This window comes from Sorangiineae bacterium MSr12523, from assembly GCA_037157775.1.
Classification (GTDB): Bacteria; Myxococcota_A; Polyangia; order Polyangiales; family Polyangiaceae; genus Pendulispora; species Pendulispora brunnea.
In genome coordinates this window covers 1,986,443-2,003,403 of record CP089982.1, presented here as the reverse complement: position 1 = coordinate 2,003,403, position 16,961 = coordinate 1,986,443, and the positions used below count along the sequence as shown (strand labels likewise).

General features: G+C 61.4%; 15 protein-coding genes. 4 read left to right on the top strand and 11 right to left on the bottom strand.

The features are described 5' to 3' along the window. From LZC95_08005 to LZC95_07960, 10 genes are all read right to left on the bottom strand, one after another. Entirely contained in the window at nucleotides 1-225 is a 225-nt protein-coding gene (locus LZC95_08005) for a hypothetical protein (protein WXA96778.1), read from the bottom strand. Continuing rightward, the gene (locus tag LZC95_08000; protein WXA96777.1) at nucleotides 222-1,301 is read right to left on the bottom strand and encodes a major capsid protein; all 1,080 of its coding nucleotides are present in this window, start codon (nucleotides 1,299-1,301) and stop codon (nucleotides 222-224) included. Before LZC95_08000 ends, LZC95_08005 begins: the two co-directional genes overlap by 4 nt. Nucleotides 1,302-1,400: 99 nt before the next feature. Then, nucleotides 1,401-1,811, bottom strand: coding sequence for a DUF2190 family protein (locus LZC95_07995; protein ID WXA96776.1), 411 nt, complete (start codon nucleotides 1,809-1,811; stop codon nucleotides 1,401-1,403). A gap of 52 nt (nucleotides 1,812-1,863) precedes the next feature. Further along, entirely contained in the window at nucleotides 1,864-3,396 is a 1,533-nt protein-coding gene (locus tag LZC95_07990; protein ID WXA96775.1) for a phage protease, read from the bottom strand. 236 nt (nucleotides 3,397-3,632) lie between these two features. Further along, the gene (locus tag LZC95_07985; protein WXA96774.1) at nucleotides 3,633-5,189 is read right to left on the bottom strand and encodes a DUF935 domain-containing protein; all 1,557 of its coding nucleotides are present in this window, start codon (nucleotides 5,187-5,189) and stop codon (nucleotides 3,633-3,635) included. A gap of 6 nt (nucleotides 5,190-5,195) precedes the next feature. Beyond that, on the bottom strand, nucleotides 5,196-6,629 hold the full coding sequence (locus LZC95_07980; protein WXA96773.1) for a terminase family protein: 1,434 nt from the start codon (nucleotides 6,627-6,629) through the stop codon (nucleotides 5,196-5,198). A gap of 51 nt (nucleotides 6,630-6,680) precedes the next feature. Continuing rightward, a complete protein-coding gene (locus tag LZC95_07975) occupies nucleotides 6,681-7,109 on the bottom strand; it encodes a hypothetical protein (GenBank protein ID WXA96772.1) in 429 nt (142 codons plus the stop codon). Between the two features lie 47 nt (nucleotides 7,110-7,156). Continuing rightward, nucleotides 7,157-8,239: a hypothetical protein gene (locus tag LZC95_07970; protein ID WXA96771.1), complete on the bottom strand. Its 1,083-nt coding sequence runs from the start codon at nucleotides 8,237-8,239 to the stop codon at nucleotides 7,157-7,159. Beyond that, nucleotides 8,236-8,715, bottom strand: coding sequence for a hypothetical protein (locus LZC95_07965; GenBank protein WXA96770.1), 480 nt, complete (start codon nucleotides 8,713-8,715; stop codon nucleotides 8,236-8,238). Before LZC95_07965 ends, LZC95_07970 begins: the two co-directional genes overlap by 4 nt. 291 nt (nucleotides 8,716-9,006) lie before the next feature. Next, nucleotides 9,007-10,845, bottom strand: a complete 1,839-nt coding sequence (locus tag LZC95_07960) for an AIPR family protein (GenBank protein WXA96769.1) — start codon at nucleotides 10,843-10,845, stop codon at nucleotides 9,007-9,009. 173 nt (nucleotides 10,846-11,018) lie between these two features. Here LZC95_07960 and LZC95_07955 point away from each other — a divergent pair, with 173 nt between their 5' ends. Both LZC95_07955 and LZC95_07950 read left to right on the top strand, forming a co-directional pair. After that, nucleotides 11,019-11,828 (top strand): hypothetical protein, encoded by an 810-nt coding sequence (locus LZC95_07955; GenBank protein ID WXA96768.1) that lies wholly within the window; start codon nucleotides 11,019-11,021, stop codon nucleotides 11,826-11,828. 311 nt (nucleotides 11,829-12,139) lie between these two features. Beyond that, complete coding sequence (locus LZC95_07950) at nucleotides 12,140-12,952, top strand: hypothetical protein (GenBank protein WXA96767.1); 813 nt, start codon at nucleotides 12,140-12,142, stop codon at nucleotides 12,950-12,952. 359 nt (nucleotides 12,953-13,311) lie between these two features. On the opposite strand, the gene LZC95_07945 is transcribed toward LZC95_07950, so the two are convergent. Next, on the bottom strand, nucleotides 13,312-14,049 hold the full coding sequence (locus tag LZC95_07945; protein WXA96766.1) for a hypothetical protein: 738 nt from the start codon (nucleotides 14,047-14,049) through the stop codon (nucleotides 13,312-13,314). 571 nt (nucleotides 14,050-14,620) lie between these two features. Here LZC95_07945 and LZC95_07940 point away from each other — a divergent pair. Continuing rightward, the gene (locus tag LZC95_07940; GenBank protein ID WXA96765.1) at nucleotides 14,621-16,012 is read left to right on the top strand and encodes a hypothetical protein; all 1,392 of its coding nucleotides are present in this window, start codon (nucleotides 14,621-14,623) and stop codon (nucleotides 16,010-16,012) included. 234 nt (nucleotides 16,013-16,246) lie between these two features. Next, nucleotides 16,247-16,720 carry a hypothetical protein gene (locus tag LZC95_07935; protein ID WXA96764.1) on the top strand — a complete coding sequence of 158 codons (474 nt, stop codon included), beginning with the start codon at nucleotides 16,247-16,249 and terminating at the stop codon, nucleotides 16,718-16,720. Nucleotides 16,721-16,961: the final 241 nt, after the last annotated feature.

Genomic DNA, 16,961 nt, shown 5'->3' with positions numbered 1-16,961 from the left:
CTATTTCCGGGGCTCTTCGCCCTGGGCTTTCTTGCCCTTTCCGTCGACCGGCTTTTCAGGCGAGACCAGTTCGATCACACCGAGCTTCACGAGCTGCGCTGCCTCGTCGGGGTGAACGGCGCAGGTTTCACCGGTGCGGACCGTCGCACGCTCCGTCCATCGCCCGTCTGCCCCCTGTTGCGCGACGGTGACCGACCCGCGCTTCACGAGGTACTCCGTGCTCATTGGTGCGCTCCCTGAATCAATCCGCTGACGGCGTCGCTGGTGAACACCTCGGCATCGTTGTGCCCGACGACAATGACCGTACTTCCCCTGGGACCCCGCTTATTGTCGAAGTAGGACCTCACGAAGAACCCACCTTGCATGGTTCCCTCGGGCGCGGGGACGCCGGTCCATCGGTACGTATAGGCGGTGGCAATGTCTTGGCCATCGCTCGGCAGATTCGCGGGGCGGTGCAGAAGAACGACATCGTCGCCCCAGACATAGGAATAGCCGCCCCCAACGTCCTTGTACTTCATTGCCGCGACACGGATAGGGGGCAAGCCGAGTAGGGCGAGGTCGCCGACCATCTGGTCCGGGGTCGGCGTGCCTGGAACGTTGATTTTCGACGCAATGTACTTCTGGACGGCGCTGTTCTGCACGAAATCGTGCCACGTGCGCTCACTCATCACGATATCGGTGATGGGCATCAGTGCGTCTTCGATCCTGGTGTAGAGGTCCTGCACCGGATTTGACGTCGCACCGCCGTTCCATTTTGCGGTTGCGCCCAGTATCGATTTGAATGGATCGCCGTAATTGGCCGGATTCCGTAGCATGGTCGCGACGCGAACTTCGCGCCCGATCAGCAACGCGTTCATCAGGCGACGCATCGCCTGAATGCGAGGGCGCAACGGCGAGTCCGCGTTTGCCTCCGTCTCGGTCGAAATCGCCGACTGAAGGGCATACGGCATCGTGGAGAATGGAGCATTCGACAGGCGCGGGCTCACCTCCGACACGGCACCCGACGGGGCAACCTGCAGATTGTTCACCGGCTGCAGGGCATCGTCCTTGTCCCACACGAAATACCGGTCGGACGCTTTCGCCGAGGGAACGACCGGGGCCGCTTCGTCGGCAATGCCCTGCGCGAGACGATACCCAAAGGCAACGTTGGCCAGTGCAGCGTCGAGATGCACGTCCGCGACGCCCAGATCCATCGTGACCAGGCGCCCATCGGGAAGGCGCATCGAATTCGAAGAGAGGTTGAGGGTCGTGAGCTCGCCAGTCTCGACGTCCCGTACTTGGACCCCGGGGTCCTGGAACATGGTGCACTTTCCGGCGGACAGAGGTGGTCCTCGCCGCCGACGCCCCACGACCTCCCTGCGCGTGCGCCATTCTTGAGTGGATGTTTTGAAGTTTTACGATTACGGTGCGTGCGTCAGCAGCACGCAAACAGCGTCGAGGGCGCCCGCAGTGGTGAGCGCAATGCCGATCTTCGGTGCGCCCGCCGCCGCCAATTTGACATGCCCCTCCTGAAACACGGCCGAATCGATCTGCACGGGATCGCCCGCGGTGATCGCAGCGGACGCAGTCGCGACCGCGGCGCCGATGCACCGGACGCGTCCCGTTTTACCGGCAGGGATCCGTTCCAGGGTGATGCCGATGCCGCGAGTGACAGGCGCATCCGTCTGCGGGACGGTGACGCCCATGATGTTCGCCGGGTTAGCATCGATTAGGACCGCGATGTTGCTCGCGATGTCGTTGGTGCCGTAGTTCCGGAAGGGCAAGTCTCCGCCCTCGACGGGAAATCCGCCAATCTGTGACGTAATAGCCATTTGGGAGCGTCTCCACTGCGCGCGCATACAGTCCGCGCGTCGATTTCAAATCTCAGCGCGATGCGTGCTGGCGGAGCTGCTTTTCCGCCGCGATGTACGACTCTTCCTCAGACAATTTCGGATTCTGCGCCCGGAGCCGCTCGGCAAGTTGGACGACCGTGGGGCGCTCCGTCGGAGCCTCGAACGTTGTCGCGGGCGGACCGCCGCGCGGAGTGACGATCTGTCGCAGCAGGTGGCGCTGATCCGGGGGCACAGGAGGGTACATTCGGCGGAAGGAATCCGGCACCGCCTTGCACATGGCCAACATATCGGCCTTGTCCGATTCAACGAGCCGCTTGCTGTCCTTGTACGTCGAGAACGCCACCTCGACCTCATCGCGAGTGTCTCGCTCCTCGCGGGCCGCGCGCCACTCGCGGAGTTCCTTCACGTCCGCGGCCATTTTCTCGGCTGCGGTCTCGTGCTCCTGTCTCCACGCGCGCAACGCCTTAAGTTCGGTCTCCGCGGCATCGCGGGCCGCCCGTTCTTCGGCAAGGGATGCATTCGCGCGGGCCACATCCGCCTCGAGCTCCGTCACCCGCTGTTGTTCATTCATGTCGGTCTCCATCGACGTCATCGCGACGCCGTCATCATCCCCGTCGCCCACGTCATCGTCGAGCTCGACGTCGCTGGCTTCGTCGCCTGCGCACGCCTCGTCCATCGCCGCACCAATCATCTCGGCGAGCGCCTGAAACACGTCTTCGACCGTGGAGGAGAGCGGCGCGTGCAGCGCGTCCCGAATGGCCGTGATGTACGACCGCACCGCGACGCCCTGAACATCGGCACCGCCGCCAATTTCGTGCAGTTCGCGGAGACGCCCAAGGGCGTCCGCGCACTCGGCGGCGGTTGCAAGCTCGGGCAGCCGAAGTGCCGCGCGCACCACCGGCATCGTCTCGGCGCTGGAGTACGCGTAGGTCGCGAGCACGGCGCCTACCTCATCGTCGCGTGCCACAAGCCGTTGCATATGCGGCAGATACGGCAGATTGGTTAGGGCGCCCGTCGTCATGCGCGCGCCAATCGGTTCTCCGCTGATGCGGTCACGGGAATTAAATCGAATTGCCGGCGAAAAGTACCGATACTGGCCTGCGCGGATGTACTGCTTTGCGAGCTCCCCCCACTCGACAAGCCCGTATAGATTGCCGTTTTCGATTCGAAGGTCGTGAATCCAACCTTGCGCCGGAGCCCCCTTCGTGGGTATTTCACCCGACGTCGGGTCGGACTCGGAGGCGTGTTCGAAGTCGATTGGAATGGGCTGTTTGGCCTCTTTGAAATTCCGGATGATCTCGCTGAAGACTTTTTCATTCAGCTCGAAGGGCCCGGCGTGGTGCCCCCTGAACGAGCCGGTGCGCGCGACCTGGATCCAGACAGGGCCCGCTTCATCGGGGACTTCCTTAAGCTCCAGCTCACTGAACGAGTGGATGACGTCGGCCAGATGCCGCACGTGCAGCTCCGAGCCTGGGCCGAGGTGCCCATGGAGCCGCATTCCACGCTGCTTGGATTTCGGTGTCTCGCCGAATCGGCGTTGCGCCGCGCGAATGCGCGCTTTCACGCGAGCATACGTTGCTGGAGGCATGCGGCCTTTCTGCTGCTCCAAACGAGCCAAGGCATTATCCGCGTGGGCTTTGTCATGGATGGGAAATTTGCGCTTTTCAGGCCACGCAAATGCCGAAGACGGCAGCGCGTTTCGTCGCTCTGCTGATATTTCTGCCATGGGAGCTTCCTTCGGCTTGTGGCGCTGCACACCCGCGAGAGGGCGGTCGATGTGGACGTCGCTCACGCCGAGGTCTAGGAGTCTGCGACCGCGTTCGCCCAAGTTCCGTCGGGCCTCCGCGGATGCCCCCCCTGCCCCTGCTCGGTGCCTTCGCCGTCTCCCTCGCCGCGCGGCGCTCCGCGCTCCTGCTCGTCGTTATCCTGTTCGGACGGGAGCCGCACGCGAAGGAGCTGCGGCTCGCTCATAACGAGGGCGTCCGCCGGCTTCATGGCGGACAGCGGCACCATGCGGCGTGGCTTGCTTTCCTCGCCCTCCGGTTTCGCAACCAGCGGCAGGCCGACTTCATCGGCCATCGCGTCAGCGTCGATTGGGAGATTCGCTTGCGCCCCTTTCACGGCCAGCTCGAGTCGCTGCGCAGGGTCGGGCTCGTCCTCCACATGCACGATGATGCGCGGGCAAAGTCGGACTTCGTCGGGGTGGTTCAATCGCATCATCGGCGTGATCAGGTCGCGCCGCAGTGTCTCCGCGATGCAATCGGCATCATATGCGGCCAGCCGAAGCTCCCCTGACTGCCCGACATCAGCCGTCGAGCGGGAGCCATAGTTCGTGCTTTCGGTCGTAAACGTCTGGCCTCGAACGCACTTGCTAATTTCGGAATTGCATATCGCAAGCCAATGCTCGTGCGACATACCAATCCGGCCCGAGGAGAAGGCCGGGCCCATCAGGTGGACTTGCACCGAATTCGGCAGGACGGCGCCTGCGAGCGAGCCCACGCCGAGTGCCGCCAGCGCGGCATTCGCAGCGCGCATGTCGTCGTCATTCGCGGCTCTCGGTTTTCCATCGGGTTGCGTACTGGCATATCCGATCGCCCACGGTTTGCCGAACCGCTCGAGGTACTCGGCCGCCCCGCGCGCGCCAATGCTCTTCAAAACGAACCACCAAATCAGCTCTCTACCGAGGCCGTCCCGTGTCGGGTACTCGCCTCTCAATTGTGGCGCATGAATTACGAACTTCCCTGGAAACTCATCGACTGGAAGGCCATAGATTCCCTGCGTCGGGGCATCAATAGGCTGTTCCCAACCCCGCACGAGGCCCTGGTCCCAAATGTGGACGCGCCAAGTCGCTGGGTCCGGATAAGCGATTCTGCGGGAGTGCACAAAGTGGAGGCGCTGGGGCTTCCATCGACTCTCGTCCCGTGTCCAGGCGATCTCCGCTCCGCAAACCCCGTAGTAGATTGCCCACAGCAGGGCCGCCAGGGATTGCCGAAGGTCGGGAATCGCGTGGATATCCGCTGCCACTTCGTCGGCGAGCTCCTGAGCGCGACGTTCGTCGGTGCTGCCCGGGGCGCATTTCGCCGGGGCGATTTCGAGCCGGCCGCCGGCAACGTTGAGGATGCGTTGGGACAGGACGGCATATCCATGTGGCTCGCGCTCGAGCAACTCCCCGAGCAAATCGACGTATTGTTGACGATATCCCGTTTGGCACAACCGGAGCGTCGCAGATACGGTCTGAAGCGAGATCTGCGATCCAAGGACACTCGGATATCGGTCGATGAGGGGCCACGGCGCGAGCGGCGCTGCGTCGACGGAGGGAGGTAGTCCGCCAGATACCCGTGTCTTTCGTTTCGCCACGCGTGATCAGCCGAGAACCCCCACCATTTCAAAGTCCGTCAGGATAAGTGGACTTGCTTTCGTGTCTGTGGGCTCACCATACTTGACAATGAGCTCGGTCATCGCCCACACCAACGCGTCGACGCGGTCTGGCGACTCCTCGGACGTGTCGTCCGGGTCCCAGCTCGTCATTTGGTCTTCCAGTAGCGCGAGCGAACCGACGTGATGCACGCGCCGCTGTTCGTACAAAGCGCTGACCGGCTCGGCCCTCACGTGTTTGTTGCGGGTAGCGCGGACCTGAATGACGTTTATCGCCGCATCGACGCCGCGTAAGTTCGAGACGACCAAATCACCGCCCTGATTGACTTCAGCGACGACGGCATCTGCCCCCCATCGGTGGTACGCCTCGGCAACTCGCGATGCCCAATCTGCAGGCGAGAACCTTCCCGACAGGTCTTCGAGGACGTAACCATGGTGGTCGCTCGCCCCCAAGCCGGCGACGACGATCCCAGTCTCGTTACTGCGCCGGCGGCGCGCCTTCTTGCCATCCGACGGAACATCTTCGTCCGGACGATGGGTGACGGCGGGGTCGACCCCGACGACGATCCGCCCCAGCTCCGGCCGAGGAAGCGTGAGCTGCCCGTCGCTACCGATGACGTGACGGACCCGCAGGGCGTCGAGGACTTCGCGCTGCCATAGCGCACCAGGGTTGTCTCCGAGTATCTCAGCAGAGAGCTCCTGGCGGCCAAGCCTCGTCCCTGCATATTTCGATATAATCTGCCGAAAGAAATTCGATGCAAGGTTGGCCTGATTCTCAAACGTGCTTCCGCCGGTGACGACGGTGTGTGGATCGGCCACCAGATCGCGAATAAGACGAGTCGGGCGGGGCGTCGTGGTGACCACGACGCGCGGCTCGCGGCCGGAACGATGGCGAAGTCGAAGACCGAATTGAAGCTGGTCCCAGGTCTCCTGGTACCGCCAAGCGGCAAGTTCATCGGCCCATGCGAGATGAAATTGCGGACCACGGAGAAGACTGGGTTCCTCGGCGCTGTAGCAATGAGCCCTCGCGCCCGACGGCCATAGGACGAGCCTCTTACTCGGGATGTACCTCGGGCGATTCCATGGTGGGCAGATCGCGAGTAGCCCGCTCTCTCCCTGCAGCATCGTATCGCGTACATCCGCGGCACTCCGTGCGACGAGCGCAATTCGTAGCTCCGACCGGGGGCCATCGGCTTCGACCTGCTCCCTGACCCATTCGGCGCCGACGCGAGTCTTGCCCCAGCCGCGCCCCGCGAGAATGCACCATGTCGACCAGTCACCGGGCGGTGCGAGCTGGCTCGGTCGCGCCCAGGCGCGCCAGCAATAATAGAGTTGCTCGCTCTCCTCGGGTGTGAGCGACCGAATGACCTCGGCTCGCTGTTCCGGTGAGAGGGAGACGAGCGAGGCGATCTGCGTCTGCATTCGCGGCCCGCCGCCGAGGGGGTCAGCACACGCATGGGCCGACCGAAAGCATCACCAAGTCAGACTCGAAGCCATGACGAGTTTTGAAGCGAGCTGCATGCGGGCGCGCGACTCCCGACGTCCCCGCGCGCACGAGCCGCTCGCGTACGCCGCAAGGCGATCGGCAGGCAGCTGGTCGCTGCAAGCGTCGAGAGACGTTCGCATGGCACGGAGTGCACCGCGGGCAGCGATGACAGGGTCGAAGTAGCGTGGTCCGCCGCCGCGCATTTGAAATAGCCCCCAAGAGCGGCCTCCGTCACCCAGAGCGCGGGGGTTGAACCGGCTCTCGTACCAAGACACCGCAACGAGGAGTGCCGCCGTTTCGCTCTTGTCGGTGTCGCCCGAAAAGAGGGCCGGCTCGGTATCGACGACGTAGGCGATCGCACTCGCCGTGCTCTCATAGGTAGACGACCATGCGGCGGTAGGCTGCAACAGCGTCATGAGAGTGAGAATCCAAATATATGACATCCCGTCTCCGTATACGTCATTCAAACGTCGATCTTGAATGCACTCGGCGCACCGTCCAGATAGGCAAGCCAGCGCCGGACAGCGTCGCGGACGTAGCAGGTCAATGCCTCAAGCCCGTCTTCCGCCCCGTCGATCGAGGATAGGAGCTGATTGCCCACACGTGCCATTTGCTCAATATCGTCCGGATCAACTTGCCAATACCGCGGCGCCCATTCTATCATTGGCGTCACAACACATGGCACGCCCTCGGCGGTCGAATCGGCGCTCACAATATTGAATGTTTCGGTGAGAGACGCCTGAAGGTTCAAGTCCATATAAGCGACTAGTCGACGAAATTTTGCCCAGTCTTGCCAAGGCGACTCGATCAATCTGGCCCATGGAACGTCTTTAAACATCGCACGCAAAGCGTCAACCACTCCATTGCCGCCCTCTTCGCGATTGACGGAAATGTGAAATTCGAGATCAACGCCGCGTGACTTGGCAATCAACATCGCTGCGGCAGCTGCCGACGAATGATTTTTCAATATACGAATAGCGCCAAAACTTCCGATCCTTACAAGGCCGCGGGTGTGCGACAGGTCACGCTTGCGATGGACTCTCTCGATGTCGTAGAGATTGGGCAAGAATACGCAGCCCCCGTTGTAAGTGCGTTCGAGATAATGCTTCAAACGCTTGCTGTTGCTCGCAACAGAGAGGTTTAACGCACCATCCTGCAAAAGCATCAAGTCGCGGATGGTATGAATTGCGCCGGCCTCCACTTGCAGAAATCCAATTTGGCTATGAGAGCGAATCAGAAAGTGCACGTCCGGATACTCACTTATAAGACGTGCCACATCTGGCGCCTCGATCCACGGCGCCTCGCACACCAGGTGCGTCGTCTGCGGATATGCTGCCAGCGCGGCACGGACGTGTTCCACCGTCCACACGCCGCGCCCGTAGGCGTCGACGCCATGCCGCCGCAGGACGCGAATCGAGTGAAGAACGTTGACACCGAGCCCGACGTGCGACTGGCAATTCGGATTTTCGATGGCCGCGAAATTTCGATAGACGAAAAGAACGTGAGCGCGCGATCGATCCGGCGACTGGAAGAACGGCGCCGTCATTCGAGCACCACCGTCGCCCGCGCAACCGCTGCGAGGCGGGCTAGACGATCGAGAATGGCGTCCTGCGAGGAGCTCGCGGAGGGACCGCCGTCCGGATTCGCGACTGGCGCGACCTTCGGCGTGTCGAGTCCGAAAAGTCGAGAGCGCTGTTTCGATATTTCAATGCACACGTATGCGGAGTCCACGTCGCCCGCCATCGCCTTTGGCAGGTGGGCTTTGACGATCGCGTCGAGTCGGTCGCCCTCGATGTGCCGCAAGTGGGCGACATCCTCCGCCGGGACGGCAGCGAGGGCGCTGGCAAATGCGTTTATCGCGCCGGTGTGACTCGCGTACCCGAGTTCCTTTGCGATTTCGTCGTACGTCTTTCCCTGAATCCGAAGTTCGACGACACGGGTTTGGCGCTGGCGTGCTGCCAACGCCCGCGCGTCCGCGGTGACCGACCCCTTGGGTCGATACGAATGTCGAAGCTTTGCCAATGTGCGCTCCCTTGGCGCACAGAGGAATGACGTGTCATTCCTGACTCCGCCAAAAGTAATGGCTGAGTCGGCCCGAAGCGCCGGCTAATAGGGGTTGCCCGCACGCGCAGAGTCGGGGGGAGGTTCTCTGCGCGTGCGTGCTCGCCCTATTAAGGAGGGGCTACGGATCGGCTGACGCTGGGCGACGCGCGCCGACAAATCGTTCGGGCTAACAAATTGGTGGGTGAATGTACGCCTAATAACGCAAAGACGAGTCGCTGCCATCGTCTACGTCATGGTCAACGGACATCATTATGTCCCGAGACGATCCAGCAGCTTCACCACGAATGGTTGCGTTCGCAATTCATCATTGTCCAGATCGCCGCCGGACAATCGATCGACTTTCCGCGCCGCCTTCACGAAGGTGTCGACGGCGGACTCCTCGTCCCAAAGGACGTTCAGAATGGGCCCGCAGTAGCTCTCCATTTTCTTGGAGTTGAGGTAGGGCATCTCCACTTTCGCGGCCATGTGTCTTACTGCCATGAGTATGTGGTAGCGTGCCGACTTGTATCGAGGCTCAAGTACTTGGTTTCGAAATAGCGACTCAATCTTGTAATGAGCGAAGGCGCTTACATAGTACGGAAGCGGATGGTGATCTGGCGAGAATATATCTTTACCCAACTTGTCGATAACGGCGGACGGAGAGCGAGTAACCCGATGCGGTTCATCGAGAAACATTGAGCCGAACGCTTTTACAAGCTGCAGCATCGTTATGACACGCACTTTTCTTACCGACGAATCAGCGCCATATTGCCCTAATCGACGTTCGTAAAATAGGCGTTGGTCGCCCTTGAACGTTTCAAAGAACGCCTCTAACTTCTTTTGAAAGCCCGACAACGCTTCAAGTTGTTCGCGCCGCACTTCAGTTTGGCTGTTTGTCGCCTTAATAATAGCAGTGGTAATCGAATCGTTGGTAGTTTCGATGATTTTCACCGGAACGTGGACCGCGTCCGCTGCCAGCTCGTTACCGGCGCACATTGCATAGACGACATGACTCGTCTGGCAGCCGTTGACAATTTGATAGTCTTCTATGACAAATTTGTGACCGCCGATGTTTCGCAACGACTTGCTAACTACTGTTACTCCGTTGTTTAGGACGTGAAATCTTCCCCGCTCAGACTTGGAGTCGAGCGTAAGGGCAATCTGCTCGTTGACAATATTGGTATTGCCTTGATAGTCGCGAACGTTGTCGTAAAACAAGGACCTGCGAAGGGCGCCTCCCTCGTCGACAATCAGGCGCAGGAATTCTTTGGCGGGAAGCACTCCAATGTGCGCCTGGGAGACGTCCGCGATTTCCGGGAGAACTACGCGGTTTTGGAATGTAAACTCTACGCTAAAATGGTGCTTCGTTCGCTGATAGAGGCCGTGGAGTTCATCTGCTCCGAGGGCCGACACTTCCACGGTCTTGAATAGTTGCAGCTGTTCGAGGTCGGCTTTTCCTTGTTGAAGGCGAGCGGATACGTTCGCATCGTTGAGCCACTTCCCGGTCGTGACGTAGAATAGTTTGCAATGCGGCTTCCCACGGCTGAAGAGGCTTCCGCGGCCGAAGACTGCCATCTGGACCTTGTGCGCACGCGTGATGAAGTCATTGTGTATGAGCTTTGGTGTCTCGCTAAAGAAGTCTTTTACACCAAAGGCAAAGGTACCGACATCACTGGCACTGAAGCGGTCACTTGTTTTTGCTTGAACAAATATAAACGTCACATCCAAATACTTACTGCGCGCCGCTGCGTCCTCGATTTCATCGATGGTTGTGATGATTGCGTTGTTTACTATAATAGCAAGTCCATCGATGCCCCCGTCGCCGCCGCCGCCGGTAGACACGTCTTCAACGTTGAACTCCTCGATTTCTCGACTGACGATGCAATGGTTGCAAAGGCGTTCGAACGCCTTATCGTCAGGAAGCTTTTGTAACGACTGACTCTCTCGGAACTCGTCGACGATACCCTTCGTGATTCGGTCCATGTTCACCCCGCGCTGCGCTGAAGTGGAAGCGTACGCGAACGGGAAGCAGTCGGTCTGCAGCAGTGATCTGTAAACGACGTCGGATGAGCTGGAGAGGGGGGAGGACGGGTGGGCAACTTTTTCCATCGCGCGCCTCGGCTCTTGCGCTTATGGCCGGGCGCGGAGCCTTGCGTCGGTGCACGCCGCCGCGGTTGCCTGCTTGGTGGCCGCGCATGCGTGGACGTGGACGTGACCTCCGTCGGACATGCGCTCACCGACGCGCTGCTCCGGTCTCGGGTCAGCGGTGTAAACTCTTTGCGATGCGTGACGACTTCTCCTCCGACACGATCCGTAAGCTGGGTGAGCGAGTGAACTTGCACTGCTCGAATCCCAAGTGCCGGGCGCCGACAAAGTCCGCGCATGAGACCGACGATAAGGCCGCGAATGTCGGCAAGGCCTGCCACATCCACGCTGCGGCGGCAGGCGGGGCGCGATACGACAGCGCTCAGACAGCGGCCGAGCGGCGCTCGATCCATAATGGCATCTGGCTTTGCTCGAACTGCGGCGCGCTGATTGACAGTGACCCCGCGCGATTTCCGGCTTCTCTGCTGAGGGCGTGGAAGGCGCTAGCGGAGCACGAGGCCAGGGAGCAGATTGGCAAGCCTGCGCTGATCGGGGCCGCGTCGGGGCGGCCCCGTGTCGAGCTCACGCTCGATTACAAGAAGACGCTCATTATGGGTGAGCTTCACCGCTACGCACTCGTCGTCGTGCTGAAGAACATTGGCACGAAGCGGGTCGACGATTGGTACATCGAGGTCGAGGTCCCAGGGCTGGTGGTGCAGGAGCCCGGCACCGTCATCGGCACGAAGGTCGAGGCGAGGTCGAAAGGAACGACCTGGCTCTTCCGCACGAGGGTCGGGAACACGGCGAACGCCGGCGCTCGCAGGGTTCTCCTCGCGGGCGACGAGTACGAGTACGGCTTCCCATACCGGATGGATAAGGCGATCTTCGATCGCAACAGGCACGATAACCTTGGTCTCTTCGAGCAGATGGCGAAGGCACGCGCATTCGTCGCGGGGGAGCTTGTGACCGAAGCCGCGCGTCCGTTCGGTGAGCTTCAGTGTTTTTAGGAGAAGCGCACCACGCTGCTGCGCGCCGGCTGGCACCCGGCCCATCGTTTCTCCAGCCTTCGCGACGCGACTTGCGCGGCGGCGGGTCCCGGAGGTAGGCTTATTTTGCCCTTCCCGTCGGGGTGGGTTTTCCGCCGCTAAAAACGGCGGCCTCGTTGGATGTATGAATGCTGGCCCAAGTGATGGCAATGCTGCGCATCACGAGCGTCGGCGTTTGCCGAGCGAGGGACTATGGAATCGATACGAAGCCCGGAAACGAGCCGACCCAAGAGTCTGGAGGCGCTGCTCACCGTGACTTGGAGGGTGAGAGCATGATCACGATAGAGAAAGTGGGCAGGCGATACTATCTGGTCGGCGACACCTACCCGATTCGGTCGCAAATCAGCGCTGCTGGTGGGCACTTTGACCGAGAGCGCGGAGAGCGTGGGCAGTGGTGGGTCAGCAAGGAGGATGTTGCGCGGCGATTCGCAAGCGCCGGCGTGCAGGCCGCCAATGGTGCGGCGCAAGCGCAGAGCGAGCGTCCTGCCGAGCGTCTCAACGACGATTCAAAGGTGCTCGGTCGCGCGCGATACAAGGGGAAGGAATATCTTCTTGTGTGGGAGGGCGACACGAAGCGCGGACCGGCCGCCAAGTTGGCGTTCTCCGACGGCTCGAAAGTGTTCTGGGCCGACGCTTCCGCGGTTCAAGTCACGAAGCGGTACCAATCGCGCGAATGGCGCGGGCGAGAACAGCCGATGACATTCGGCCGCCTCGCCCAGCTCCGGGAGGATTACGCTGCGCAGCGCAAGGCAGCGGCGGACTCTGACCTCCGCGGCGAGCGCGGCGAGTACAGCGCTGATTACAAGGCCTCGCAGCGCAATCGAGGTCCGGACGAACCGATTGGGACGGCAACATGGCTTCGACATGGGAAAGCGCGACTCGCCGTCGTTCTCGTGGGCTTCCACCCCGCGACGTATCTCCGCAGCGACGACGCGGAGGACATGGGGCACTTTGGACTCGAGAGCGGCTGGTACGGCACGGCATACTACCGTGACGCCACGCTCGAGGAGTACAACGAACTGCAACGAAAATCGCCTCGCGCTGACGGAACATGCAAAGCGATTCCGCAAGGCGTTTCGAAATAGGTATCCGTGTAGGCTGTCGAATGTCTCCGGATCGTGCGAGGCACTTTCTGCGCACTGAAGCGAAGACTGCCGGCGACCTACTTGAGTAATTCGATGTGAAGACTCAGGGCGCGGTCGGTCTTCGAAGGCGTCGATGGGTTGCAATGCAGCTCGCAGGATACCGAAGACGACCATCCGGCCACGAGAACCATGGCAGCGACCCACCGACGACGTGCGCGCCGAGCTGTAGGGGTGGTCTGACCTTGGAGCGGAGCTCGCTCGCTCGTGCTCGCGGCAACGTTCGCTCGTATCCTTCGGGCTTGAACCTTTTTCCTCGTGGACATGTTTCTGGTAATGCCACGAGAATCGGGCCCCTTTCTTCATAGTGACGGGGAAGGTCGTGCACGACGATTCTGGAATCTCTTGAGCAAACTTTCGGGAGTTTCCTCGTCACCCATGGGAAACCTAAAGACTCTCGTATCTCTGGGTCTGAGCTTGGCGGCTCGCCAAGCCGCGAAGATCACATCCCGCGCGACGTGCTCGCCGGCCTTGTCGAACGCCGCGTAATAGGCGTCGCGACTGGGGAAGGTGCGCGCGAGGCGTGTCGAAGCTTTCTCCAAGGCTGCGCGGATCACCTGATCCGGGGGACGGCTCGAAAATATGGTGCCGAACAGGTCCGAGTAAGCTCCCCGCAGGAAGGTGATGACCTCCGCTGCCGGCTCTTTCGGACAGCCAACACCGATGGCCTTGCCAAGGGCTTGGCGACCCATGGCGATAGCCATCTTGAGGTCGTGACCGTTGCTATCCTTGCCGCCGGCGCGCGTCCCCCCGCGAAGAATATGGGCCGCGCGTACGAGCTCCTCGCGATCGCGCGGCCATTCATCGCCGTACTTGAGCCAGGTGCCGACGGCGCCCAATGTCCGCCACGCGAGGAAGAGCGCCGACGACATGGCTTCCATACCCGCGTTGCCACCGGAGAGCCCGAAGTTGCCGCCACTGCCGAGTCCCAACGCGGCCACCTTGTCACTCAGTTCGGATATGCGCCCCTGGAGGTCGAACGCGAACTCCATCGCCTCATTGCGTTCCCGAGGGATTGGCGAGAAATCGGGCCACGGCATGACTTCCGCGGGTACCGATATCTCCATTCGCATCGCTCCCGCCGCTGGATCGATCCCCTCCGCCTTTCGAGAGGCGCGCTTCTTCGTTGCTCCCATGTCATCATCTCATCACAAGGACCGCCCCGCCTGCGACGAGGTTGATTTGACATTCGAGCGAAGCGCAGGTGTCGCTCGGTAGAGGCACGCCTTTTTTTTTCCACGCCCCTTGCGTCCATCGCCGCCAGGTCTATCTTCCTCCCCGGGTGCGATCGGTTGCACCTGCCGTCCGCGCAAAGGCCGTGTGGTCCAAACCGAACCGTTGACGGGGTCGTGTGTGCTGCCCTTCGATCGTCGTTGCTACTCGCGGACAATTTCACATCAGCAACGGCTTTGACTCGAAAGGGTATGGACCATGACCGCCGCTGGCAAGAAGCCGATTGATCACGTTAAGGGCCTCGCGAAGAGCCTTCACGCAGCCGTCCGCGCGCGAGATGCGGAGGCATGTGAGCGCGTGCGCCGCGCCGACACTGCCGCCGCGGAGCAAACGGACAACGAGCTCGCGGCCACGTTTGGCCTAATGAGGGCTCAATTCGTGACGGCGCGCGAGCACGATTTTGCTGATTGGGGCGACCTCAAAAGAGCCTCGGAACTGGAGCTTCGCTTGGCGATCACCATGGCGCGGCTTCCGGCTCTTTATGATGAGGGAATGGGGGTCACGCTGAAACCGGGTCGGGCGCGCGAATCACGCACGCTGCTGCGGAGTAAGCTGGGCGATGTCGATGCCGCGCTCGCGTATTTCGTGCAGAATGCTGCGGTCGACGACGACGGCCTAATCAGGGAAGACCCCGCCGTCGAGTGGAAGGAAGAGACCAGCGCCGTCTGGATGGATCGAATAAATAAGACGTTTCGTGTGCAGGTGACACCTGGAGTTGTAATCGCGGCCGCCGTCATCTACGGCGCAGCCATCGAGAAGACCGTCTCCCCCCATGCGCAGTTCGACATGACGGAGTTTCGCAGCCTCCCCTACTACGGGATCCAGAACTACGCTGGGAATGCCGACGATCTCGTGCGTCGTATTCATCATTACTGCATGGATCACATCCTGGGATTTGTCGTGCCGGGCCTCAACTGGGCCATCCATCGCTGGGTACTGCGCGACGCGAGCCCGCGGCGCCTTGCACGTCTCGAACACGTTGTCCCCCGTCCACCCGGTCCCGTGACGTTGCCCCTGAGCGACGGCGCGAATCGGATTCTGCTGGACGACGAGATCAACGGCGTGTTCGCCTACGCGAGCCGGCAGCACAGCTACGAAGAGGTTGATCTGGTCCGGCGGCTGAAGGCAGAAACGGACGCCGCCAATCGCGAAGGTAGCCGAGAGGTCGTGGAACTACTCGCGTCGCTCGATCCAGAGCTCTTTGACGAGAGCGAGGACGGCGAGGAGCTGCACGAAGAGGAAGCCGCGGTCGATGCCGTCGAAATGAATCGGGTGGAAGTGTTTGACATGTTCACCGCGGAGAAGGAAGAGCTCGCGCGCGCCTTCGCGCAGTGGTCCTCCGTCCCTGATACTTCACCGCGTACCACCGTCGAAACGTCAGCGCCCATGCCTCGTGTTGCCTACACGTCGCGCGACTTGGCCGAGGGGCGAGCTCGCAACGAGTCGAGCTTCTTCCGGCTACTCGACGAGATGCAAATGGACCTGCGAACGAGCACTCGATATTCGCCCCGAACGGCGCCCGCCCTGCGCGCCCTCGCAAAGGACCTTGCGCGCATCATGGCTTCCGAGCCGAAAATCTCTCCGGTGCAAGACCGCGAGCAGTACGCCATGGCAACGCTCGAAGCGTTTGCCGGCCGCCTGGAGGCGGGCGAGGCCGAAAGAAGCCTCGCGCAAGATTTCGCGAGATTCATTGCCACACTGCAAACGGAAGGTTCATTGTCGCTGCCCGCAACGCCAAGCGGAAATGCGCTGGGCCTGCGCTCCGACTGACGCGCATTCGGTGACGAGCTAAAGTGTCGAATGGCGGACGGCCGGGTGCAGGTGGCCGCCCCGTCGCGCGACCGCTGGGTGACCCGGCGTGCTGAGCGGCGCATCGGGCCGAAGAGTCGGCGTCGACGACTATTTGGTTCGGAAGAACAACAGTCGGGGTGCGCGAGGCGCGGGCAGACGCGCGCGCCTGGCCCCCCTGCGGTCATACATCAATGAAGGAAGGGAGAGGAACTCATGATCAATAGTGAGATGGTTCAGGAGGCGACGCCGCAGCCGACGCGCAAGCCACCCAGTCGCATTGCTGGGCGGATAGACCCGGAGATCCTGCCGCTTGTGGAAGCCCTACGTGCTGATTCGGACCTTGTTACCACGATGTGCTCGTGCTCGGGGCACGATCGTGAGCCGGCGTACATCACCTTGGCCGTGGAACCCAAAGCAGGATACGCGCATTTCTTCGGCCGCCTAAGCGCGCTCGATCGTGAATTTGAAGACCGTATTGACTTCGATGTCGAGTTGATGTGGGAAGACGCGATCGAATACGATTGGATCGTGGTTCATTGGACGATCCATGGGCATAACCGCGCTCGGGCACCGTCACAATCCGTTCTCGCGGCCCTGGCGGCGAGCTATCGCGTGAGACCTGGGCCGCCGAAGGACGCGCATAACGCTGTCGAAATACTCGCCGCGAATGGCGGCGCGAATTCTTGAGCTATCCACAGTTTTCTGTCCATTTTTTTGACGATTCGCTTGATCCCTAGACACCGCCAGCGCCCGGCGACGCGCGTGTTCGCGCGCCTCGTCTCGGCGCACGCATTGCAACAAAGGAGCCCCCATGTGCCAGTTTGCAGGGGGATGGGGCCACCTCGTTGCAGGGACATGGGGCCGGGGGAGAGACACAGCGATCGGGTTGACGATGCCCGAGACCGCGGAGCGTGTCGAGGGGTTCCGG